19 protein-coding genes and 1 riboswitch are annotated in these 23,204 nt (G+C 73.0%); of the genes, 10 read left to right on the top strand and 9 right to left on the bottom strand.

What is annotated here, in order from left to right:
- Positions 1–36 precede the first annotated feature (36 nt).
- A complete protein-coding gene (locus SM450_RS18225) occupies positions 37–927 on the top strand; it encodes a DUF72 domain-containing protein (RefSeq protein WP_474620935.1) in 891 nt (296 codons plus the stop codon).
- Positions 928–1,006: 79 nt separating this feature from the next.
- Here the strand turns inward: SM450_RS18225 and SM450_RS18220 are convergent, their stop codons facing one another.
- Positions 1,007–1,636 (bottom strand): hypothetical protein, encoded by a 630-nt coding sequence (locus SM450_RS18220; RefSeq protein ID WP_474620934.1) that lies wholly within the window; start codon positions 1,634–1,636, stop codon positions 1,007–1,009.
- A gap of 53 nt (positions 1,637–1,689) precedes the next feature.
- A complete protein-coding gene (locus tag SM450_RS18215) occupies positions 1,690–2,559 on the bottom strand; it encodes an alpha/beta hydrolase family protein (protein ID WP_474620933.1) in 870 nt (289 codons plus the stop codon).
- Positions 2,560–2,661: 102 nt separating this feature from the next.
- Here SM450_RS18215 and SM450_RS18210 point away from each other — a divergent pair, with 102 nt between their 5' ends.
- Positions 2,662–3,099: an RrF2 family transcriptional regulator gene (locus tag SM450_RS18210; RefSeq protein ID WP_474620932.1), complete on the top strand. Its 438-nt coding sequence runs from the start codon at positions 2,662–2,664 to the stop codon at positions 3,097–3,099.
- Positions 3,099–3,734: a class I SAM-dependent methyltransferase gene (locus tag SM450_RS18205; protein WP_474620931.1), complete on the top strand. Its 636-nt coding sequence runs from the start codon at positions 3,099–3,101 to the stop codon at positions 3,732–3,734. The genes SM450_RS18210 and SM450_RS18205 overlap by 1 nt, the downstream gene beginning before the upstream one ends.
- 51 nt (positions 3,735–3,785) lie before the next feature.
- Here the strand turns inward: SM450_RS18205 and SM450_RS18200 are convergent, their stop codons facing one another.
- Complete coding sequence (locus SM450_RS18200; RefSeq protein WP_474620930.1) at positions 3,786–5,042, bottom strand: SGNH/GDSL hydrolase family protein; 1,257 nt, start codon at positions 5,040–5,042, stop codon at positions 3,786–3,788.
- 331 nt (positions 5,043–5,373) lie between these two features.
- Here SM450_RS18200 and SM450_RS18195 point away from each other — a divergent pair, with 331 nt between their 5' ends.
- Complete coding sequence (locus tag SM450_RS18195; protein WP_474620929.1) at positions 5,374–7,431, top strand: DNA gyrase/topoisomerase IV subunit B; 2,058 nt, start codon at positions 5,374–5,376, stop codon at positions 7,429–7,431.
- Between the two features lie 32 nt (positions 7,432–7,463).
- On the top strand, positions 7,464–9,953 hold the full coding sequence (locus tag SM450_RS18190; protein WP_474620928.1) for a DNA gyrase/topoisomerase IV subunit A: 2,490 nt from the start codon (positions 7,464–7,466) through the stop codon (positions 9,951–9,953).
- Positions 9,954–10,038: 85 nt separating this feature from the next.
- On the opposite strand, the gene SM450_RS18185 is transcribed toward SM450_RS18190, so the two are convergent.
- From SM450_RS18185 to SM450_RS18175, 3 genes are all read right to left on the bottom strand, one after another.
- Positions 10,039–11,358, bottom strand: coding sequence for a uracil-xanthine permease family protein (locus SM450_RS18185; protein WP_474620927.1), 1,320 nt, complete (start codon positions 11,356–11,358; stop codon positions 10,039–10,041).
- A 62-nt stretch (positions 11,359–11,420) separates the two neighbouring features.
- Complete coding sequence (locus tag SM450_RS18180; protein ID WP_474620926.1) at positions 11,421–12,059, bottom strand: alpha-ketoglutarate-dependent dioxygenase AlkB; 639 nt, start codon at positions 12,057–12,059, stop codon at positions 11,421–11,423.
- 40 nt (positions 12,060–12,099) lie between these two features.
- On the bottom strand, positions 12,100–13,425 hold the full coding sequence (locus SM450_RS18175; protein WP_474620925.1) for a polysaccharide pyruvyl transferase family protein: 1,326 nt from the start codon (positions 13,423–13,425) through the stop codon (positions 12,100–12,102).
- Positions 13,426–13,571: 146 nt separating this feature from the next.
- Here SM450_RS18175 and SM450_RS18170 point away from each other — a divergent pair, with 146 nt between their 5' ends.
- The 4 genes from SM450_RS18170 to SM450_RS18155 all read left to right on the top strand — a co-directional run bounded on the left by SM450_RS18170 (position 13,572) and on the right by SM450_RS18155 (position 17,634).
- Positions 13,572–14,741 (top strand): acyltransferase family protein, encoded by a 1,170-nt coding sequence (locus tag SM450_RS18170; RefSeq protein WP_474620924.1) that lies wholly within the window; start codon positions 13,572–13,574, stop codon positions 14,739–14,741.
- Positions 14,742–14,819: 78 nt separating this feature from the next.
- Entirely contained in the window at positions 14,820–15,194 is a 375-nt protein-coding gene (locus SM450_RS18165; protein ID WP_474620923.1) for a hypothetical protein, read from the top strand.
- Positions 15,195–15,341: 147 nt separating this feature from the next.
- Positions 15,342–16,106, top strand: a complete 765-nt coding sequence (locus SM450_RS18160) for a hypothetical protein (RefSeq protein ID WP_474620922.1) — start codon at positions 15,342–15,344, stop codon at positions 16,104–16,106.
- 296 nt (positions 16,107–16,402) lie between these two features.
- Positions 16,403–16,546, top strand: a riboswitch (cyclic di-AMP (ydaO/yuaA leader).
- A 191-nt stretch (positions 16,547–16,737) separates the two neighbouring features.
- The gene (locus SM450_RS18155; RefSeq protein WP_474620921.1) at positions 16,738–17,634 is read left to right on the top strand and encodes a C39 family peptidase; all 897 of its coding nucleotides are present in this window, start codon (positions 16,738–16,740) and stop codon (positions 17,632–17,634) included.
- Positions 17,635–17,701: 67 nt separating this feature from the next.
- Here the strand turns inward: SM450_RS18155 and SM450_RS18150 are convergent, their stop codons facing one another.
- Positions 17,702–18,250, bottom strand: a complete 549-nt coding sequence (locus SM450_RS18150; protein ID WP_474620920.1) for a hypothetical protein — start codon at positions 18,248–18,250, stop codon at positions 17,702–17,704.
- A 700-nt stretch (positions 18,251–18,950) separates the two neighbouring features.
- Between SM450_RS18150 and SM450_RS18145 the strand changes: the two genes are divergently transcribed.
- Positions 18,951–19,853 (top strand): alpha/beta fold hydrolase, encoded by a 903-nt coding sequence (locus tag SM450_RS18145; RefSeq protein WP_474620919.1) that lies wholly within the window; start codon positions 18,951–18,953, stop codon positions 19,851–19,853.
- A 58-nt stretch (positions 19,854–19,911) separates the two neighbouring features.
- Here the strand turns inward: SM450_RS18145 and SM450_RS18140 are convergent, their stop codons facing one another.
- Positions 19,912–21,585, bottom strand: coding sequence for a CDP-glycerol glycerophosphotransferase family protein (locus tag SM450_RS18140; protein ID WP_474620918.1), 1,674 nt, complete (start codon positions 21,583–21,585; stop codon positions 19,912–19,914).
- Positions 21,586–21,604: 19 nt separating this feature from the next.
- Positions 21,605–23,107, bottom strand: a complete 1,503-nt coding sequence (locus tag SM450_RS18135; RefSeq protein WP_474620917.1) for a D-ribitol-5-phosphate cytidylyltransferase — start codon at positions 23,105–23,107, stop codon at positions 21,605–21,607.
- Positions 23,108–23,204: the final 97 nt, after the last annotated feature.

The following is a 23,204-nucleotide window of genomic DNA, read 5'->3' as shown; positions in this document are numbered from 1 at the left end:
TTGCCGGTACGTCCGGTTCGGGGTGAACTGAATGACATGGGTGTCATCAAGGTGGGCACGTCCTCATGGGCCGACCAGATGCTGGTCCGCTCCGGCTGGTATCCGCGCGGGACCAACACCCCGGCCGGCCGGCTCGGCTGGTATGCCGAGCACTTCGGACTGGTCGAGGTGGACACCTCGTACTATGCCGTGCCGGCGCCGGAGACCACCGCGGGCTGGGCGGACGCGACCCCGCCGGGCTTCACCTTCGACGTCAAGGCGTTCCGGCTCTTCACCGGCCACCACACCCCGGTCGAGGCGCTGCCGAAGGACCTGCGACCGGCGGGTGGCCCGAGCAGGATCCGCTGGCGGGACCTGTCCGCCGGGGCGTACGACGAGTTGTGGGACCGGTTCCACGCGGCGCTGGCGCCGCTCGCGGCGGCCGACCGGCTCGGCGCGGTGCTGCTGCAGTTCCCGCCCTGGCTGGCCCGCGGCGACGCGGCCCGGCGGCGGATCCTGGCCGCCGCGCGGCGGTGCCGGCCCTTCCCGGTCACCGTCGAGCTTCGACACTCCTCCTGGTTCACCGAGGACGCCATGGTGGACACCGTGACGTTCCTGCGCGAGAACGGGCTCGGCTACGGCTGTGTGGACATGCCGCAGGGGCATGCCTCCTCGGTGCCGCCGATCCTGGTCGCCACCACCGACCTCGCGGTGGTCCGGTTCCACGGGCACAGCGAGGCGTGGGAGAGCGGGGACAAGCAGGAGCGGTTCCGTTACGCCTACGGCGAGCGGGAGCTGCGGCACTGGTCGGTGCTCCTGCGCGAGCTGGCCGAGAAGTGCGCCGAACTGCACGTGCTGATGAACAACTGTTGCGGCGACCAGGCCCAGCGGGACGCCGCCCGCCTCGCCGACCTGCTGGGCGTCGTACCCGCCACCGCCCGCGCCTGAGGTTCCCGGGCACCGAGCGCGGCACGGGCACCGCGTGGCCGGCGACCCACCCCGATGTGGGCCGCCGGCCACGCGGTGGTCAGCGGCCGGCCCCGGCCAGGTGACGCTTGGCCGCGCCCATCGCGGCCACCTTGCCGACCGTCTTCGGCGCGGACATCAGCCCGCCGGCGCGATCGAGCATGCCGCGGAGCACCTGGGTCGGCTTCTGCTGCTCGCTCATGTACGCCGTCACCACGACAAGCGCGCCGGTGAGCGCCGGGATCGCCCACTGGAGCAGCTTCATCTGCCGCTGGCTGGCGGCGACGGTCGCCGGGGTGTGGTGGTTCGGCTCGGTGGTCCCGTTGACGGGTGGCCCGCCCGCCCGCTCCAGGCGCATGCCGACCAACTTGCTGTACCCGGTCACCGCAAGCGCGCCGACGGTGAGCGCCGTCTTCACCGTGCTCGCCTTGCCCACGCCGGCCTGCCGGGCCATCCGCGGGCTCTCGGTGACCAGCTCGCCGACCGCGCCGGCCAGGTGCGCGCCGATGGCCGCCGCGTTCACCGGGGTCCAGCGTGACCAGCCGGCCGAGGCGACCGGCAGTCGCTGGGTCGTGTCGTCGATTCGTGCCGCTGCGCCGTTGACGCCGAGCGCTCCCATGAGCGAGCCGCCGAACCAGGCTGCCAGGCCCAGGTCGTGCATCGAGCGCAGCGTGGTGTGCCGTTCGGACATCTGATCCCCCTCCGCCGTGTTGTGGCGGTGCGGCATACCCGTCCTGGTCCGGCTCACGCCCCCGGGACGCGGGTCGGCAGCGCGCCGGCGAACGCGGCCACCCGGGCGGCGAGCGGCGCCGCCGCCCGGACCCAGGTGAAGTGGTCAAGCGGGGCGCCCGCCTCGGCGACGGTGTAGCGGTGCCGGGTGACGGGCGCGCCGGCCAGCTTGTCGCAGAGGTGGTCGAGCGTCTCGTGCGGCGTGTACTGGTCGTCGTCGACGCTGACCGCGAGCACAGGCGTGCGGATCCGCCGCACGGCGGCCTCCGCGTCGACGCCGTCGAGCGCCGGGAAGCGCCCGGTGCGGGCGGTGTACGCCCAGTCGCGGATCACGCCGCGCGCCTGCCGGCCGCCGAAGCCCCAGCCGGGCCAAACGCCGAGCAGCCGGGCCGCCGCCGCGATGCCCTGGGTGTACGGCAGCACACCCCAGCCGCGCCGCCCGGGATACCGCCGCCACCACGGCAGGCCCACCGCCACGAGCGACAGACCGTCCACCCGGCCGGCGTCGTGCAGCGCCTGGTGCAGCACGGCGACCTGCCCGCCGAGGGAGTGCCCGAGCAGCACCCGGACCCGGCCGTCCAGCCGGGGCTTGAGCGCGTCGAGCACCGCGCCGACGTCGCCGGCCAGCTCGGCGTAGCCGTACCGGCAGGTGCGGGCCGGCGTGGGGGTGCTCTCGCCGGTGCCGCGCAGGTCCGCCACGATCACCGCGAGCCCGGCCTCGCGTAGCGCGGCGGCGAAGGGCCGGTAGTAGCGGGCCCGGACGCCCATGGCCGGCCAGATCACCACCACCGGCGCGCCGGGCGGACCGTCCGGCTCCGGGTAGACCTGCACCCCGATCCGGGCGCCGTCGACGTCCACGTGCTCCTGCGCGTACTCGACACTCACCGGTCCAGCGTAGCTACCGGCGGGTAGCGCCGGCGCGGGCATGGCGTGGGTCACCGGAATCGGCCCGTGTCGCATTCGGCGTCGAGTGGCTAGGGTCGGTGCGTGAGGCTCAACAGATCGACCGACATGGCGTTGCGGATCGCCATGCTGACCGCCGCGTCCCCGGTCCGCGCCACGGTCGACGAGCTCGCCACCCGACTCGCGCTGCCCCGCAGCCACGTCGCCAAGGTGGTGCAGCGGCTCCAGCGGCTCGGCGTGCTGGTGACCATCCGCGGCCGGTCCGGCGGGGTGGCGTTCGCCGAGCACGCCGGCGAGCTGACCGTCGGGCAGGTGGTCCGGGCGTTCGAGGGCGACGACGAGGTGGTCAACTGCAACGAACCCGCCTGCCCGCTGGTCACCGGCTGCCGGCTGCGCGGCGAGCTGCGCCGCGCCCAGGCCGCCTTCCTCGCCGTGCTCGACGGGACCCGCCTCGGCGACCTGGTCGACGGCGCGTCCGGCCCGCTCCTGCTCAGCCTCGGCGCCCCACCGGCGGCCCGCTGATGGGCTTCTCCCACCCGATCTTCGCCCGGCAGTTCGCGCGCGCCAGCGTCGCCATGGACGCCGCCGGCGTCGCCGCGCACCGGCGCCGCCTGGTGGCCGGGCTGCGGGGCCGGGTGGTCGAGGTCGGCGCCGGCAACGGGCGCAACCTGTCGCACTACTCGCCGGCCGCCGTGACCCGGGTGCTCGCCGTCGAGCCGGAACCCCTGCTGCGTGCGCTCGCCCGCGCCGCCGCAGCCGCCGCCACGGCGCCGGTGACCGTCGCCGCCGGCCTGGCCCAGTCGCTGCCGGTCGCCGACGGCGCCGCCGACGCGGTGGTGTTCTCGCTCGTGCTCTGCTCCGTGCCCGACCAGGCGGTCGCGCTACGGGAGGCGCACCGGGTCCTCCGGCCCGGCGGTGAGCTGCGCTTCTACGAGCACGTGGTCGCGCCGACGCGGGGGCTGCGCCGGGCCCAGCGCCTCGCCGACGGGACGCTCTGGCCGCTGCTCTGCGCCGGCTGCCACACCGCCCGCGACACGGTGGCCGCGATCGGGGCCGCCGGCTTCACCGTGACCGAGCTGGACCGGTTCCGCTTCCCCGAGCGGGGGATCCCGACGCCCGGCTCACCGCACGTGCTCGGCACCGCGCTCCGAAGCTGACCGCCCCGGCGCGGGCCGGCGTACCCGGTGCGGGCACGCCGGCCCACGGCCTCAGCGCACCGTGATCGTGCCGTCCGCGGCGCGGACGCACGCCACGGCGCGGGCGCCCGTCGCCGCCGCCCCGGCCAGGCACCAGCCGAGCACCTGGTGGCCGGCGGCGCTCGGGTGCCACGACTCCTGGCAGGTCTGGAAGTAGGTCCCGCAGGCGTTCGCGATCCGCTGGATGTCGAGCTTGTCCTTGCCGGAGAGGCTTGTCACGAAGACCCCGCTCGGGCCGTCCATCAGCCGGATCGGGGTAGCAAGCGCGTTGGCCGGGCTGCCCGCCGACTCGCAGAGCCGGGCGCCGTCGAACGCCCGCTGCACGTTCAGGTAGACCAGGTCGTCGGCCGGGAACTCGGCGGCAAGCGTGCCGCGCACGGAGCTGACAAGCGAACCGAGCCCCTGGGAGAAGCGCTGCCCGGGCGCCAGGCTGGCCCGGTGGATCGGACAGCCGGCCGCGTACCGCTCGGCGCCGAGCGCGCGGAACTTGTCCCGGGTGTCGTCCCGGCTGTCCTCACTCCAGTAACTCTGCTCCAGCTCGGCCGGCAGCGGGTTGGTGTAGTCCTGGAACACGATCCGGTGCTGGCCGTCCGCGTCGACCTCGTCGAGTGTGGTGAGCAGCCGGCGCAGCGCCGCCGTGGTCTCCGCGGTGGCGGCGGAGAACTGCGCGGCGGTGCCCAGGTCGGCGTCGGTGCACGGCTTCTGCTCCACCGGCCCGCCCAGGTAGGCCCAGAACTCCCACCAGCCGGTCCAGGCGTCGGCGATGAACCGGTTGGCGCACTTCTCCGCCACGCTGCCGAAGGTGAACGAGCTGTTGTTCGAGCCCAGGCCGACAAGCACCAGGTCGATGTCGTGGGTGCGCGCCACCGACCGGAGCTGGTCGAGCTGGGCGGCCACCTGTCGCCCCTTGGCCCGGGTGGCCGAGGCGTTGGCGATGTCGTACGGCTGCCCGCCGGAGCAGGCCAGGTTGAAGCGCGCGGTAATCCCCGGCAGGTCGGCCTGGAACAGGGAGGCGTTCGGCGAGCGGTGGCAGAAGTAGGCGTTGGCGTTCGCCGCCGACCAGCCGGGGAAGCCCTGCGCCACGCCGTTGACGTCGACCACCGGGGCGTACGCGCCGGTGCCCTCGCCGCTGATGAAGCTGTCACCCAACGCCACCGCGGCGGTGGGCAGCGCCGCGGCGGCGGGCGCGGCGGGCGCCACGGCGGCCGGCAGCCCCACCGTGGCGAGCGCCAGCGCCGCCGCGAGCACGGAACGACGGAACACGGTCATGCCCGACCTCACCCTCACTTATCGAAACATGAAAGATTCTTCGAAGGGGCGATCAGATCACGCGCGTGTGACGAGCGTCAATGGCCGGACACGGGCCCGACCCGGCCCGGGAAGACAACCGGCGGGTCACGTCGTTGTCCCGCACGGACGCCTCCCCGCTCCGTGGGCGTCGCGGCCGGTCCGCGGGTAACCGGACACGCACCCCACCGGGTGCATCGGACCTGTCAGAGCGCCGGGCTAGGCTCGCTGCGGCGCGCCGCGCCCGGCGATCGCCGTGGGGACATCGCACGGTGAACGGCACCACACCGCCGAGACCTGGGAGTACGACCAGTTGACCGCACAGCCTGAGACGCTCTACGGAGCCGACGACCTGACCCACCTGGAGGGCCTCGACGCCGTCCGCAAGCGCCCCGGCATGTACATCGGCTCGACCGACAGCCGTGGCGTGGGTCACCTCGTCAACGAGATCCTCGACAACTCCACCGACGAGGGTGTCGCGGGCCACGCCACCAAGGTCGACGTGATCCTGCGCGCCGACGGCTCGGTGCAGGTCGACGACGACGGCCGGGGCATCCCCACCGACGTGCACGCCAAGTCCGGCATCTCCGGGGTCGAGCTGGTGCTGACCCGCCTGCACGCCGGCGGCAAGTTCGGCGGCTCGGGCTACAAGACCTCCGGCGGCCTGCACGGCGTCGGCGCCTCCGCGGTCAACGCCCTGTCCCGCCGCTTCGACGTCACGGTCCGCCGCGCCGGCAAGGTCCACGCCATGTCGTTCCGCCACGGCGTGCCCGGGATCTTCGACGGCGACGGCCCCGACGCGCCGTTCACCCCCGGCCCCGGCCTCCAGATCGTCGGCGCGATGAAGCGCGGCCAGCGCACCGGCACCTCGATCCGCTGGTGGCACGACCCCCGCTACTTCGAGACCGGCGCCGCGCTCGACGTCGACGCGGTCCGGCTCAAGCTGCGTAACACCGCCTTCCTCGTCCCCGGCGTGGCCTACCGGCTGCGCGACGAGACCGGCGAGGAGGCCGCCGAGGAACGCTTCCACTTCCCCGACGGCCTGACCGACATGGTGGAGTTCCTCGCCCCGGCCGGCGACCGCCCGGTCTCCGGCACGCTGCTGGTCACCGGCGAGGGCACCTACCGCGAGAACGCCGCCGACGCCAACGGCGTCATGCAGTCGAACGTGCAGCGCCGCGCCGAGGTGGAGATCGCGTTCCGCTGGGGCACCGGCTACGACCGCACCGTCGAGTGCTTCACCAACACCATCCGCAACGCCCACGGCGGCACCCACCGCAAGGGCTTCGAGCGGGCCCTGGCCCGCACCCTCGCCGAGGCCGCCCGCAGCGCGCGTGGCCTGCTCAAGCCCAAGGAGGACGCGCCCACCCTGGACGACGTCCTGGAGGGCATGACCGCGGTCGTGCACGTCCGTATCCCGGAGCCGCAGTTCACCTCGCAGACCAAGGACGAGCTCTCCACCGCCGGCATCACCAAGGTCCTCCAGGGCCTGGTCGAGGCGCACCTGAAGAGCTGGCTGGACGACCGCCGCACCAAGGCCGAGGCCCGCACCGTGCTCCAGAAGATCGTCGACGCGGCCCGGGTCCGGCTCACCCAGAAGCAGCAGAAGGACGCCGCCCGCCGTAAGACCGCGCTGGAGGGCGCGGCCATGCCGGCCAAGCTTGTCGACTGCCGCGCGGGCGGCATCGACAGAAGTGAGCTGTTCATCGTGGAGGGGGACAGCGCCCTCGGGACAGGGCGACTTGCCCGATCCGCCGAATATCAGGCGCTTCTTCCGATTCGCGGCAAGATCCTCAACGTGCAGAAGGCCAACCTCCAGCAGGTGCTCGACAATGCCGAGTGCGCCGCGATCGTGCAGGTGCTGGGCGCCGGCTCCGGTCGCACCTTCGACCTGTCCACCATGCGCTACGGCCGGGTGCTCATCATGGCCGACGCGGACGTCGACGGCGCGCACATCCGCACGCTGCTGATCACGCTCTTCGCCCGCTACATGCGCCCGCTGATCGAGGCCGGCCGGCTCTACGCGGCCATGCCGCCCCTGCACAAGATCACTACTAAGGGGCGCAACGCGCAGACCGTCTACACCTACACCCAGGCCGAGATGGAGGCGACGGTCCGCAGGTTCGAGAAGGCCGGCAAGCAGATCGTCACCCCGATCCCGCGGTTCAAGGGCCTGGGCGAGATGGACGCCGACGAACTGTGGGAGACCACAATGAACCCGGCCACCCGGGCGGTCCGCCGGATCACGCTCGACGACGTCGAGGCCGCCGAGCGGATCCTCGAACTGCTCATGGGGGAGAAGGTCGAGCCCCGCCGCAACTGGCTCATCGACTCCGCCGACCGCGTCGACCGCGACGCCATCGACGCCTGACCATCGCGTTCGTTTCGGAAGGAAGCTGCACCATGGCACGCCGCAAGGACGACCGCGCCAAGGCGGACCTCTCCGCCTTCGACCAGGCAGGCGCCCGGGTCTTCGACAACCCGCTTGTCACCGAGGTTTCCGACTCCTACCTGGAGTACGCGTTCTCGGTCATCCACTCCCGCGCTCTGCCGGACGCCCGGGACGGGCTCAAGCCCGTGCACCGGCGCATCCTCTGGTCGATGCACGAGTCGGGATTCCGGCCGGACCGGTCACACGTCAAGTCGGCCCGCGTGGTCGGTGACGTGATGGGTCGCTACCACCCACACGGCGACACCGCGATCTACGACGCACTGGTCCGGCTCGCCCAGGACTTCTCGCTCAACACGCCACTCATCGACGGACATGGAAACTTTGGTAGTCCAGACGATGGACCGGCGGCGGCGAGATACACCGAGTGTCGGATTTCCCGGCCCGCGATGCTGCTCGTCGGGGAGTTGGGCGAGGACACCGTCGACGTCGAGCCCAACTACGACGGCTCGCTGACCCAGCCCACCGTGCTCCCGGCCGCCTTCCCCAACCTGCTTGTCAACGGCGCGTCCGGGATCGCGGTCGGGATGGCGACGAACATGATCCCGCACAACCTCGGCGAGGTGGTCCAGGCCGCCCGCTGGCTGATCAACCACCCGGACGCCACCCTCGACCGGCTGATGGAGTTCGTGCCCGGACCCGACCTGCCCACCGGTGGGCTGCTGCTCGGCCTGGACGAGGTGCGCCGGGCCTACGAGACCGGGCGCGGCGTGGTGCGGATGCGCGGCCGGGTGGAGATCGGGCCGCTTGAGGGCAGCCGCGGCCGGCAGGCCATCACGGTCGTCGAGCTGCCGTACGGCGTCGGCGCCGAGAAGGTCATCGCGGCGATCACCAACGAGGTCAACAAGACCAAGCGGCTGACCGGCATCGCCGACGTGAAGGACCTCACCGACCGGGAGAACGGCACCCGCCTGGTGGTCGAGTGCAAGGTCGGGGTCAACCCGCAGGCGTTGCTCGCCGACCTCTACCGGCTCACCCCGCTGGAGCAGTCCTTCGGCGTGAACAACCTGGTGCTCGTGAACGGCCAGCCGCGTACGCTCGGGCTCAAGGAACTGCTCGAGGTGTTCCTGTCGCACCGCTACGAGGTGGTGACCCGGCGCAGCTCCTACCGCAGGCGCAAGCGGGAGGAGCGGCTGCACCTGGTCGACGGCCTGCTGATCGCCCTGCTCGACATCGACCGGGTGGTCAAGCTGATCCGGGCCAGCGAGGACGCCCAGGCGGCCAAGGACGGCCTGATGCAGAGGTTCAAGCTCTCCGAGATCCAGGCCACCTACATCCTGGACACTCCGCTGCGCCGGCTGACGAAGTACGACCGGCTGGAGCTGGAGGCCGAGCAGGAGAAGCTGCGCGGCGAGATCGCCGAGTTGTCGAACATCCTCGACGATCCGAAGGTGCTGCGGAAGCTGGTCTCCGACGAGCTGGCCTCGGTGGTGAAGCAGTTCGGCGCCGAGCGGCGCACCACGCTCGTCGACGGCGACCTGAAGGAGGTGCTGGCGGCCTCCGTGCCGGCCGGTCCGCTGGAGGTCGCCGACGACCCGTGCCAGGTGATCCTGTCCGCCACCGGGCTGGTCGCGCGGACCGCGGCCGAGTCGGAGGAGGCCGCCGAGGCGCGCCGGCGCAGCGGCCGGGTCAAGCACGACGCGGTACGCGCGGTGGTGCACTCCACCGCCCGGGGCCGGGTGCTGCTCGTGACGAGCGCCGGCCGGGCGTTCAAGATCGACGTGTTGCCGTTGCCGGTGCTGCCGGAGCAGTCCGGCACGGTGTCGCTGCGGGGCGGCATGTCGGCCGCGGAGTTGGCGCCGTTGGCGCCGGGGGAGACGGTGGTCGGGCTGGCGCCGCTGGGGCCGTCCGCCGAGGGGTCGCCCGGCCTGGCGCTCGGCACCCGGCACGGCGTGGTGAAGGTGTGCGCGCCCGACTGGCCGGTCCGTTCGGACGAGTTCGAGGTGATCTCGTTGCGGGACGGGGACGAGGTGGTGGGCGCAGCCTGGTTGGCCGACGGCGCCGAGGCGCTGGCGTTCGTCTCCTCGGAGGCGTCGCTGCTGCGCTTCGCGGCGTCCCTGGTCCGCCCACAGGGTCCGAAGGGCGGCGGGATGGCCGGCATCAACCTGCCGGCCGGTGCGCGGGTGGTCTTCTTCGGCGCGGTTCGCACCGACGATCCGCGGCACGGCGAGCCGATGGTGGTCACGTCGACGGGCGCCACGGTCAAGGTGACGCCGCTCAAGGCGTACCCGGCGAAGGGGCGGGCGACCGGCGGCGTGCGCGCGCAGCGGCTCCTCAAGGGTGAGCTGGACCTGTCGGTGGCCTGGATCGGCCCTCGGCCGGTGGCCGCGACGGCGAACGGCGACCCGGTGGACCTGCCGCCGGCGGATCCGCGCCGCGACGGCTCCGGTTTCGCCGTGATGCTCGGCCCCACCGTGGTGGGCCACCACATCGACCGCGACTGACCCAGCCCCTCAACCCTCAAACCCCCGCGCGCTGATTCACGGAAAGCGCGGCTGTCCCGCCCCGGACAGCCACGCTTTCCGTGAATCAGGCCCCCGGGCTGGGTGGGGGCGGGGGTGGGGTGGTGTTTCGGAGGCGGGCTGTCAGGCGCATGCCGTGGTAGATCACCAGGGCGGCGGCGGTGCCCAGGGCGATGCCGTTGAAGGACAGGTCGCCGGCCGTCAGCGTGTAGTTGGCGGCGCCCACGATCACCGCGACCGCGGCGGTGAACAGGTTGACCGGGTCGTGGAAGTCGACCCGGTTCTCGATCCAGATCCGGGCGCCCAGGACGGCGATCAGCCCGTAGAGCGCGGTGGTGGCGCCGCCGAGCACGCCTGCCGGCACGGTGAGGATCAGCGCGCCGAACTTCGGGCAGAGCCCGAGCAGGATCGCCGCGCCGCCGGCCACCCAGTACGCGGCAGTGGAATAGACGCGGGTCGCCGCCATCACGCCGATGTTCTCCGCGTACGTGGTGGTGCCGGAGCCGCCGCCGGAGCCGGCCAGCACGGTGGCGAGGCCGTCGCCGAGGAACGCCCGACCCATCTGCCGGTCGAGGTTCCGGCCGGTCATCGCGGCGACCGCCTTGACGTGCCCGGCGTTCTCCGCGATCAGCACCAGGATCACCGGGATGACGAGCACGACCGCGCGCAGGCTGAAGCTTGGCGTGTGGAACTCCGGCAGCCCGACCCAGGCGGCCCGCCGCAGCCCGGTGACCGCCTGCTGGTCGAGTTGGCCGGCCAGCGCGGCGACCAGCCAGCCGACCGCCACGCCGACCAGGATCGACAGCCGGGCCAGGAAGCCACGGAAGAGCACCGTGGTGACCAGGATCGCGACCAGGGTGATCACGGCGATGAGCGGCTGCGCCTTGACGCCGGTGCCGGCGCCGGCACCGTCCCACGCCACCGGCGCGAGATTGAGCCCGATCAGCGTCACGATCGCGCCGGTGACCACCGGGGGCATCAGGGCGTCGATCCAACGCGCGCCGGCGAGGTGCACCACGACGCCGACAAGCGCCAGCGCGGCGCCGGCGACCACGATGCCGCCGAGGGCCGCCCCGATGCCGCCGTCGGTCTTCGCGGCGATCACCGGGGCGATGAACGCGAACGACGACCCGAGGTACGACGGCAGCCGGTTGCCGGTGATCAGCAGGAACAGCAACGTGCCCAGGCCGGAGAAGAAGAGCGTGGTGGCCGGCGGGAAGCCGGTGATCAGCGGGACGGTGAAGGTGGCGCCGAACATGGCGACCACGTGCTGCACGCCCACCCCGACGGTACGCGGCCAGGAGAGCCGTTCACCGGGGTGGACCACGTCGCCGGGGCGTACCGAACGGCCGTCGCCGTGCACCGTCCACGTGGGGAACTGGGTCATCGCCTCGCCCTTCACATCTCCGGTGCGGGGTGGTTGTTTCTAGCACGGGCTCCGGGTCGGGGTCAGGCCACCCCGGCGGGGCGGAACTGGACGCTGACCCGGGGACCCACCGGTCGGGCGGTCTTCGGCACCGCGTGTTCCCAGGTGCGCTGGCAGGAGCCGCCCATCACCACCAGGTCGCCGTGACCGAGCGGGAAGCGCAGGCCGGGGCCGCCACCGCCGCGCGGGCGCAGCAGCAGTGGGCGGGGCGAGCCGAACGAGACGATGGCGACCATGGTGTCGGTGTGCGCGGAACGGCCCTGGGTGTCGCCGTGCCAGGCCACGCTGTCCCGCCCGTCGCGGTAGAGGCACAGGCCGGCGGTGACGAACGGCTCGCCCAGTTCGGGCGCGTAGTGCCGGGTGAGCGTGTCGCGGGCGGTGGTGAGCACCGGGTGCGGCAGCGGGCGGCCGGCGGCATACCAGCAGAGCAGGCGGGGCACGTCGACCTCGGTGTCGTACATGGTGCGGCGTTCGGCCCGCCACGGCACGTCGCGGCGCAGCGTGTCGAGCACCGCGTCGGACCCGCGCACCCAGCCGGGCAGATGGTCGACCCAGGCGCCCCGGCTCAACTCGTGGCGGCGCAACCGGCCGGCGAGCGGACCCAGGGTCGGGCCGTCGGCGGCGAGGTCGAGCATCGAGGGCTGGTACGCGACGTCTGACACGCCCGCGATCGTACCCCGCGATCGAACAGGCGTACGAGCGTCAGCGCCCCAGCATGCGGCGGACCGGGTCCGGGACGGCCTGCTTGATCCGCTGGCGCAACCCCTGCGCGCGGAGCCCGTCGATCGTGTCGGCGAGCGTGCGGTTCTCGTCGCGGAGCCGCTGGATGCGGGCCAGCAGCTCGGTCGGCGGGGCGGCGGCGACCGGCCCGACGGCGGGCGGGAACTCCGTCTCGCGGACCTGCTTGTCGAACCGGGCGGCGCTGTCGCCGTCGGCGAACGAGGTGCCGAGGTCGTGCCTGGCCAGGAACGCGGTGATCGTGTCGAAGCGGGCCTTGTGACCGGCGGTCAGCGCGGTGTAGTCGGCCTCGGCGTAGAGGTCCGCGGCGTCGACGTCGGCCGGCACGTCCCGCATGATCCGGTGCGGGATGTCGAAGTAGCGGACCAGTTCCAGGGTGCGCGAGTCGTGGGCGAAGAGGTAGCCGGGGGTGCCGGCGAGCAGCGCCGTGATGGTGCCGTGGATCCGCGTGCCGAAGTTGAAGTCGAAGTCGGACAGGTGCGACATCCAGGTCCACGGGTCGACGAACATCCGCACCTTGTCCTCGACGAAGAGCGGATGCGAGGTGTGCAGCGGCATCTCGCTGCGTTTGCCCCGGTGCTCGGGCGCGTCGCCGTAGAGCAGGGTGCCGAGGGTCCGCAGATCCTGCGGGACGTAGCACAGGTTCGGGTAGCGCTCCCGGTGGTGGCGGACGACCTTGGCCATGGAGGCGACGTACGGGGAGATGGTCAACGCGATCCGGTCGTCGGTGGTCAGCTCCGGGCGCTTCTTCTCCAGCGGGAACTCGTCGCCGTGCAGGAACATCGACGGACAGCCGATCTGCTCCACCGCGGAGAAACCGAGGGTACGCAGGTAGCTCTCGGTGATCTCGCCGCGCACCCCGATACGGTGCGAGCGGTCGAGCACGGCCCGGCAGAACGCGCTTACCGGTTCGTCGATCTGGCGCAGGTATTCCCGGTCCCCGTCGACGTCCGTCTGCACGCCGACGCCGAGGACCACCACCGGGATCTTCAGGCGCTCGATCAGCCGGGTGAGCGGGTTGAGGCGGTGCACGAAGCTGCGGCGGAAGGCGTTGGCGAGCGGGACCACGAAGACGTCGTACCGCTCGTTGATCTCGTCGGCGTCGCGCGGGTCGGCCGGTGCCCGGTTCGGGGTGATCTGCGCCGTGGAGGTGGCAAGCAGCTTGTGCGCGGCGTGGCTGAACACCAGGTTGCCGCTGTTGTCGCCGATCCAGTTGCCGGCGAAGGTCTCCTCCGGTGTCAGGACGTCGAACGGGCCCTTGCGGGCGCGGAGCAGGATCCGCTGGTGCATCCGGTCGCTCACCTTCCGTACGGGCCCGGCGAGGCCAGGACCGGCCCCGCACGTGCGGGAACGGAAAGCCTATCCGGCGTTCGCCGGGTTCCGGCCGGGACGCCGCCGCGCGAGGCCGGCCGGCCGCCCCGGGTAGGGTGCCCGGGATGACAAGTGCGCCGACCACCACCCGCGCTCCGCGGCTGCCGTCGCTGACCGGGCTCCGGTGGATCGCCGCCCTGCTGGTGTTCGGCTTCCACGCCGGCACCATGCGGATCATCGCCGAGCCGGACCTGAAGGCGGTGGTGGACCGCGCCTTCAGCCTCGGACTCTCCGGCGTCGAGTTCTTCTTCATCCTCAGTGGATTCGTGCTTGTCTGGTCGTATCGCGACGGCGAGCGCGGCCGGACGTTCCTGCGGCGCCGGTTCGCCAAGATCTATCCGAACCACGTGGTGACGTTCGTGGCGGCGCTGGCCGTGGCGGCCTGGTTCGCCGACCCGGTCCTGCCGTGGGCCGCGATCGGCAACCTCTTCCTGGTCCAGGCGTGGATCCCGCTCAACGGCTACTTCTACAGCGTCAACAACGTGAGCTGGTCGCTCTCCTGCGAACTGGCCTTCTACCTGTGCCTGCCGCTTGTGGTGCCGTGGCTGCGCCGGGCGCGTACCGGTGTGCTGGCGGCCGTGCTCGTCGCCGCGCCGCTGCTCATCCTGGCGCTCTGGCCGGGCCAGCACCTGGTGCCCGAGGAGCAGCGGTGGTGGTTCACCCAGATCTTCCCGGTCACCCGCTCCTTCGAGTTCTGGATGGGAGCCGCCGCCGCCGAGCTGATGCGCCGCCACCGCTGGCGCGGCCCCAATCTGACCGTGGCGAGCGCGCTCTTCGTGGCCACCTGGGTGGTCGCCGCGCTGTGGATCCGGGCCGAGTTCTGGGCGGCGCTGCTCGCCGTGGCGTACCTGCTTGTCATCACCGCCGCGGCGGACGCCGACGTGCGGGGCCGGCGGACCCCGTGGCGGTCCCGCCCGATGATCTGGCTCGGCGAGGTCTCGTTCGCGTTCTACCTCGTCCACGTGCTGGTCATGGTGACCGTCCTGCGGCTCACCGGCGACTGGGGCACCGGGCTGCCCGGCTGGCGGGGCCCGCTCGCGGTGCTCGGCTTCCTGCTGCTCACCCTGGCGCTCGCCGCCGCCCTGCACCGCTGGGTGGAGGTGCCGATGATGCGCCTCCTCGGCCCGCCGCGCCGGGCCCGCGCCGCCACCGCGCCGGCCGTGCCCGCACCCCGGCCGGCCGCCGACGACGCCGACCGCCCGATCGAGTACGCCGAGTCGCGCCGGCCGGACTGACCCGTCCACCCTGGTCGGTGGCGTTGCGACACGCCGGGTGACGGTGCGTCGCGGTGGGATCGCGGGTAGTTTGTACCCGTGCTTCCGATCGCGCTCACCTGTCCCGTGTGGTGGGTGGCGCGCTGGGCCGCACGCATGCTCGCCAGCCTGGCCGTGGTCGTCGCCTTCTCGTTCGGCGCCGCCTCGTTGCCGGCTGCCGCCTCGTCGCCGGCGCCGGTCGGCTTGGTCGGCCCGGTCGCCGGGTCGACGTTCCGCGCCGATGCCGGATCGACGTTCCGCGCCGATGCCGGCTCGCGGGCGGAGCACGACGCCGCCACCGAGCGGCGGACCGCCTCCACCGGCGTCCCGGAGCCCGAGCCGGAGGGCGCCGTCGTACGCCCAACCGGCCGGCACCCGGTCCCGGCCGGTCAACCGACGGCGCCGGCCGGCCCGCGGGCCCCGCCCGGCCGCTGACCCGCCACGGGTCCGTCCCGTCGCCCATCCGAACCTCACCCGCACCCGCCCCCTCGGCGGCCCGGCGGCGCCCGGATCCCGGTAGCGCCCCGCCCCCGACCGGCCGTGCGGAACTACCCGTCACCGTCTCCCGTGAGGTGCCCGCCCATGTCGCAGACCGTTCTCCTCAACTTCCTCACCGCGGTCCCCGAGGCCGCCGCCATCTGGTCGGCCCTCACCGTGCTCGCCCTCGTCCTGCTCACCGTGCTTGTCGCCCGCCCCGAACGCGACGGCGTGACCGAGGCCGAACCCGACCCGGCCGACGTCGAGGCGCTGCACCGGGCCGACCTGACCCGGTACGCCGACGAGGTGGCGGTGGCCGCCGCCGGAGCCGCCCAGACCGCCCGGCGTCGCCGCGAGCGGTGGCTGGCCGCCCAGGGCGAGGCGGAGCGCGCCTGGGCGGCGTACGACGAGGCGGACTCGGCCGCCCGCCGCCTGACCGGCGCCGCCGCACTGCCCGAACCGCACACACCCCGCACCCCGGCCGAGTACGCGGCGCGCGAGCGCTGGCTGCGTCACGCCGCGATGACGGCGCACTGGCGGGGCGACCTGACCGCCCGCCAGCTCGCCGACGTGCTGGCCGGCCGGAACGGGTGGGACCCCTGCCGTCACCCGGCGGCGCAGGAGATCGTGCTGGCCCGGACGGTTCGGGACGGACGCCGAGCCGTCTGGGAGGCGGTCGACGAGCGGGAGCGGCTGGCGTGGCGGGACGCCGAACTGGCCGCCGAGTCCGCCCGGACGCTCGCCGCCGAGGCGTACGCCGCCGCGACGGCGCTGTGGCCCGCGCCGGCGTTCCGGGCCCCGGCCGCGACTCGCGTACCGGTGCCGGCTCCTGTGCGCAACGCCCTCTGGCGGCCGGCCCGCGTCGGCTGAGCGGCGGCCTCGGCCGAATCGTTACCGAACGCGGTGAGCCGGGTCACCGGCCCGGTTCGCCGTCGAGGCCGGTGTCCCCTGCCGCTCCGGGCGTCCGGTTCTCCACCCGCCGGACGTCCTGTTTCCGCCAGCCGGCGCCGTCGAGGACCCGTGTCCCATTGAGTCACGTCGGTGACCGACTGTGCCGAATCCGTAGTCGCCGGGCACGTTTCCGCAGGTAGGAGCGCTTGGCATGCGCCGTACCCATCGGTAGTGTCGGCGCGTCCGGTGCGGTTGTCGATCGCCGATGGCGTCGCCGCGCCGACCCGCCTAATCGTGCACACACGAACCGGGGACCCACAGCAACACCGGGGTGAATCCGCGGAGCCCACGGCCCGCGGTAGGGCGTACTTCCCGCCCGAATCCGTCAGCTAACCCGGTCGGCGGCCACGGAAGGAGTTACCTCCTCGTGCCAACCACCCCCCGATCGTCCCCCCGCCTCCACGGCCTACGGGGGCCGGCGCGCGCCTGAGGCGACGCGTAGCCGACCCCCCGATCCGCCCGTCATATCGGGCCACCACCCGCGGACGCCCAGCCCGCCAGCGCGCTTGACCACCTCCGCGTGCCGGGCCGGCGTGTGCCGCCCACCCCCGTGGAGGAATCCGTGAAGCACCACCTGAAGCGTCAGCTGCGGCGGCTCGCGACCGAGCGCCCGTACCAGATCATCGCCGGTTCGGCGGCGGCCCTCGTGCTGGCCGGCGGTGCCGGCGCCGCCCTGACCACCACCGCCGAGGCCCCGGCTCAGCGGAACAACACCACCGCCGTGGCGGAACTCGGCTCCCGCCTCGGCGACACCGCCAGCCGGAGCGAGGCGCGGGGCGCCGTCCCGTCGCCGAGCGCCTCACCCAGCGCCTCGCCGAGCGCGTCGCCCAGTGCCTCTCCCACGGCCTCGCCCGCGGCGAAGGTCGCGGCGAAGGTCGCGGCGAAGGTCGCGGCCAAGGCCGCCGACCCGGACACCACGCCGAAGGCCAAGCCGAAGCCACCGTCGAGCAAGGTGCTCGACTACGACTACCAGGCGCAGACCACCTACTACTACTGCGGTCCGGCCGCCGTGCGGAACGCGCTCAGCGCCACCGGCATCGAGCGCAGCCAGGACACGCTGGCCGCCGCCCTCGGCACCACCGAGATGGGCACCAACTCGGCCGAGGACACCACCCGGGTGCTCAACCAGCAGGTCAAGGGCACCCCGTACCGGACCCGCATGATCCCCGGCGCGGCCACCCCGGGTCAGGTCGACCGGCTCCAGGCCGACGTCGTCAACGCGGTCAGCAACGGCCGGGCCGTAGTCTCGAACATCGTCGGCGACGCCACCGACACCAACGGCGGCTGGCACTCGTTCCCGGGCGGCCACTACGTCGCCGTGATCGGCTACAAAAACGACGGCCGGACGGTACGGATCGCCGACTCGGCCGACCCGTCGCTGCCGTCGTACTGGGTCGCCACGGTAGACCTGGCGAACTGGATGGCCACGCGCGGTTACTCCGCCTGACCATTGCGGGTACACGCGTGAAGGCCGGCATCCCGTTGTTGCGGGGTGCCGGCCTTCTGCGTGTCTGTTACTTGGTCCAGTGCGTGGTGACGAGGTCGGTGGCCTGGTTCTCCCACTGGGCGTAGGCGTCCGGGTAGGCCGACACCTGGACGGTCTGGGCGGCCTTGGTCAGCGGCATGTCCTGCCAGCCGTCGACCTGCTTCAAACCCTTCAGGAACGCCAGGGTCGAGTACTCGGGGTCGGTGATCTGTTCCGGGCTGCCCCAGCCGGAGGAGGGGCGCTGCTGGAACAGGCCCAGCGAGTCGTGGTCGTTGGTGTCGCCGAGGTGGCCCAGGTTCTCCAGTTTCGACTCCTGGAGGCTGGTGGCGATGGAGATGACCGCGGCCCGTTCGGGCAGGCCGGCCTTCTTCGTCGCCGCGATGATCGCCTTGGCGTTGGCGGTCTGCTCGTCGTTGAGGGTGATGGTGGACTGCTTGCCCTCGGCCTGCACGGCCGCGACCGGCTTGGTGGTGTGGGTGGGGGTGTCGGCGTGGGCGGCGATCGGACCGGCGAACACACCACCGGTAAACGCGAGACCAGCAACACCCAGAACGCTCTTACGCAGGATCGTGTTCATGGTGGGGGCTCCATTCGGGGGTCGACGACGCGCACCGCACGGGGGATGTTCGGCACGCGCGCAAGCACCGTCAGGCACTCAGGATTTGCGGGGGATGCCGGCTGCTCCGCGGGGCAGGGCCACACCACGGGGCCGGGAGACTGTGTAACGACCGGCTGCCCACCGCCATTCCCGGGGGCACGTGCTCGGCCGCGCAGTGAACGGCGCTGGCCTTCCTCGGTCGTTCACCCGGTTACAACGCCCCCACCCCCGGGCCGATTCCACCGTCAGAGTGCCGCCCACCACCATCGAACCGGACACCCCACCCACCCGGAACACACGGCGGCACACGGCGACCGGGATTCCGCACGCCGGTCAGACACCCCTCACATTCCACCCGCGCTCCCCTGAAGCTCACGACTGGAACACCATGGGTGCATCAACGCGCCCCAGACACCCATGACGTTCCACTCGTGCTTCGGCCGGCCATGGCTGGAACGGTATGGGTGTGTCAGGTCGTCGGAGACACCCGTGGCGTTCCACTCGTGCTCCGCCCGGGCCGTGACTGGAACGGTATGGGTGCATCAACGCGCCGAAGACACCCATGACGTTCCACTCGTGCTAGGCACGGGCGACGACTGGAACGGTATGGGTGTGTCAGGGGCGTCGGAGAGGTGTCCGCTCTCGCGCAGCGTGTCCGTCCGGTGGCAGACTGCGCCGTATGGGCGATGCGAGGGGGACCCGTCACCTGGTGCTCCTACACGGCATGGGGGCCACCGGCGAGGTGTGGTTGCCGTGGGCGCCGCTGCTGGAACGCCGCTGGCCAGGACGCTGGCTCGCCCCCGACCTGGCTGGCCACGGCTGGTCGCCGCCACTGCCCCCGAGGGCCGCCGCAGACGGAGCCGCCGCCGCGCCAGGGGCTGTCACTGCGCCTGGTGCCGACGCCGCGCCAGAGGCTGCCACCGCGTCAGAGGCTGCCATTGCGTCAGAGGCCGACGCCGTGCCGGGAGACGCCGGCGAGGGTGCTACCGCGACCGGGTACTCCTTCGCGGCCCTGGCTCAGCGCGTCGTGGACGGGCTCGGCGCGGTCCGGCTCGGCCCGGACGACCGGCTGGTGCTGCTCGGGCACTCGCTCGGTGGCGTGGTGGCGCTGGCGCTTGCCGCGCGGCAGTGGGGCCTGCCGGTGGACGCGGTGGTCGGGCTCGGCATCAAGGTGGCCTGGTCGCCGGCCGAGCTGGCGAAGGCGGAGGAGTTGGCCGCCCGGCCGGTGACCTGGTTCGCCACCCGTGACGAGGCGGCCCGTCGTTACCTGCGGGTGTCCGGACTCGCCGGGCTGTTCGCGCCGGACCATCCGGTGGTCGACGCGGGACTACGCCGGGGCGACGGCCGCTGGCGGTTGGCCATGGATCCGGCCGCGTTCGCGGTGGGGGCGCCCCGGCTGCCGGCCCTGCTCGCCGCCGTCGACGTGCCGGTGCTGCTGGCCTGTGGCGAGTTGGACCCGATGGTGACCGACGCGCAGCTCAAGGAACTGGGTGTTCCGGTGGCCACGCTGCCGGGGCTGGGCCACAACGCGCACGTCGAGGATCCCGCGGCGGTGCTCGCGCTGCTCGACCCGTACCTCTAGGGCCGGTTTCGCAGGGCTGGCCGGCCGCCTCGGCTCGACCGCCCTTGGGGAACCGGCCCTACGGCGTGCGCGGCGCCGGAACGGCGAAGTCCGGCTCCAACTCGCGGCGGGCGGCGCCGAGGAACGCCTCGGCGTAGCCGTCGGTGGGGAAGTCGCCCAGGTAGCGGGTCCGGGCGGCCCATCGGTCGGCCGCCTTCGGGTCGGTGTCAAGCAGCGCGGTGAGTACGTCGTCGACGTTGGACATGTCGCGGCGCAGCACGTAGCCGGTGCCGGCCAGGGGAAACCGCTCGACGAAGTGTGCGCCGTCCGCGCCGGTGTCGGTGACCGCGTACGGCTTGCCGGAGTAGAGCCAGTCGGAGATGACCCCGGAGACGTCGGAGACAAGCGCGTCGGCGCGGTTGACGCACTCGGTGAGCGTCAGCTCCCGGGCCGCTGCGGCACCCCACAGGTGTGGCCGGCCGGTCTTCGCCCGGTCGGCGGCGAGCAGTTCGGTGAGTCGGGCGAGCTGCCGGGCCGAGGCCGGGTTCCGGTCGGTGTACGGGTGGGCGCGCAGGATCACCGCCGCCCCGCGGTCCAGCAGCCGGCGGATAAGCGTTTCGGCGACCGGAAGCGAGCAGTAGTTGGCGTCGGCGTGGTGGCCGGTCCAGGTCGGGGTGTAGAGGACGGTCGGGTGTGCCGACGCGGGCGCGTGCTCCCGGCGTACCTCGATGTCCTCGACTTGGGGGCGGCCGACCACGACGAACTTCTCGGCGGGGATCTCCACGCCGGCCCGGGCGTACCTGTCGATGGCCGCCTGCCCGGCCACGAAGATCCTGTCGAAGATCGCGGAGACCGGGTTGGCACTCGGTGCCTTGTCGCTGTCGCCGTGGTGCAGTTGCACGTGGGTGAGCTGGTGGAACCGGATGCAGTGGGCGTTCTTCGCGCCGTGGTTGACGTAGAACGCCGCCCGCAGGCTGGGCACCAGGGCCTCGTCCAGCGCCTTCAGCGTGGGGCAGAGGACCACCGGGGCGCGGGTCGCGGCGGCCACGGTCGGCAGGAACTCCGGCTCGCGCAGTACCACCAGGAACGGCCGGCCGATCCGTTCCAGGTACGGCAGCCACATGGTCACCTGGTATTCGGAGCCGGGCGGGGCGGAGAAGTGCAGCAGGAACTCCGGCTGGTGCCGGCGCAGCGCCCGGCCGATCGGGCCACCGCCGGCCGGCGGCCGGAACCGGCGCCGGGCCAGGTCGAGCGCGACCACGGCGCAGCCGGCGCCGACGAGCAGCGTGGCGACGAGCGGGAGCCAGGCCGGCAGGGCGAGCGCGGCGGCGAGCGCCACAAGCGCGAGCAGCACCAGCAGGGCGTCGCCGAGCCGGGCGGCGACAGGTGGTGCCCAGGAGCGGACCGGCAGGTTGGCCGCCCGGATCTCCAGCGCGGCGGCCTGGCGCAGCGGGCCGACGAGCAGCACCAGGCCGAGCAGGACCAGCGCGGTCACGGCAAGCGCCGGGTCGAATCCGTCGTCGGCCCGGCGGGCATAGCCGACCAGGATGCCGGCGGCCACCAGCACCGTCTCGACGAGGCCGTCGGCGCTGGGCCGGACCCGCCGTTCCCAGGCGGTGGCGGCCAGCGCGGCGACCGCCACGGCCAGCCCGGCGGCGGTGGCACCGGTGAGCGCCAGCAGGAGGAACGCCAGCACCGCCAGCCCGCTGGTAAGCACCCGGGCGAGCAGTTTCCGGACCAGGTCCCCACGCATCTGGTTCGTCCCGTCGGTCTCAGGCGCCGGTGGTCAGCTCGGACCGGTGCGGGCCGGGTTGGGTGGGCACCGCGGCCACCGGCTCGCCGGGGGCCCGCCGCACGTCGACCACCTGGCCGGTCAGCTCGGAGATCAGCACGTCCAGGGACGCCTGGGCGACCGCCTCGGAGGCGAGCAGCGTGTGCTCCGGCTCCTCGCCGAACGCCCTGCTGCGCATCGGGGTGGCCGTGCGTTCCGGGTTGACGCAGTTGACCCGTACGCCGAACTCCGCCCACTCGTCGGCGAGCGCCTGGGTCAGGTTGACGAGCGCGGCCTTGGTGGCCGAGTAGAGCGCGTAGCGTGCCCGGCCCCGGGTGTAGGAGCTGGACGTGTAGAGCAGCAGCTGCCCCTTGGTCTGCTGAAGGTAGGGCAGCGACTGCCGGGCGATGGTGACCGGCCCGACGAAGTTGACGTGCAGGAGACGGTCCATCGTCTCGTCGTCCATCTCGGCGAGCGCGCCCTTCTCCAGGATCCCGGCGGTGACGACCACGTGGTCGATCCGGCCGGTGGCCTCGAACGCGGTCGTCAGCGCGGCGGCCACGTCCTCGGCGCGTTCGACGTGGGTGCCGGTGGTGGAGCGGCTGAACGGGAAGACCTGGGCGCCGTAGCGGCGGGCCAGTTCGGTGAGGTCGTGGCCGATGCCGTAGCTGCCGCCGAACACGACGATGGTCCGGCCGGTCAGTTCCTCGGCGTAGCTGCGGTGGTCGGTCAGCCGGGGCGCCTGGGCGGCGGCGAGCTGGAAGAGCTTGTCGGCGAGGTGCACGTCGACCGGGTGGGTGACCTTGATGTTCTCGTCCGAGCCGTCGATCACCTTGATCGGCGTGCCGGGCAGGTAGCGCAGCACCACGCCGCAGTCGTCGGTGGCGGCGAAGTCGGGGTCGCCCTCGGCCCGCCGGTACGCCTCCCGGATGGTGCCGGAGCGGAACGCCTGCGGGGTCTGCCCGCGGCGCAGGCGGGACCGGACCGGGATGTCGGTGATGCACTCGTCCGCGTCGACCTGGATGATCGTGTCGGCGGAGGGGATGGCCACGTCGACCGCCGAGTAGCTCCAGAGCGCGTTCACGCACTCGCGCACGATCCGGGCGCTGACGAGCGGGCGGACCGCGTCGTGGAAGAGGATGTTGACGTCGCCCTCGCCGACCGCGTCGAGCGCGATCCGGGTGGTGTCGTTGCGGGTGTCGCCGCCCTCGATCACCTTGGTGACCTTGCGGAAGCCGGCGTCGGCGACGATCCGCTCCGCGTCGGGCACGTGGCCGGTGGCCATCAGCACGACGATCTCGTCGATCTCCGGCGCGGCCTCGAAGACGGCCAGTGTGTGCTCGATGATCGGCTTGCCGGCGATCTTCAGCAGTTGCTTCGGGATGCCCAGGCCGAGGCGGGTCCCGGTGCCTCCGGCGAGGATCACGGCCACCGTACGCGCGGGTCGCCAGGGTGCCGGGTTCGCCGGCGCGGCGTCCGGTGCGGTGGTGTGGTCCTGCGTCATTGCCGTACCTCACTCTGGTGGAAGGGTGACCGGTTGGTGAACTTTGACCGACGGCCCAGCAAACCTTAACGCGAACGACGGAGCGCACCGTCCGGGC

This window comes from Micromonospora marincola (assembly GCF_056150385.1).
Note: the sequence above shows the minus strand (reverse complement) of the source record. Positions and strands in the feature narration are given on the sequence as shown.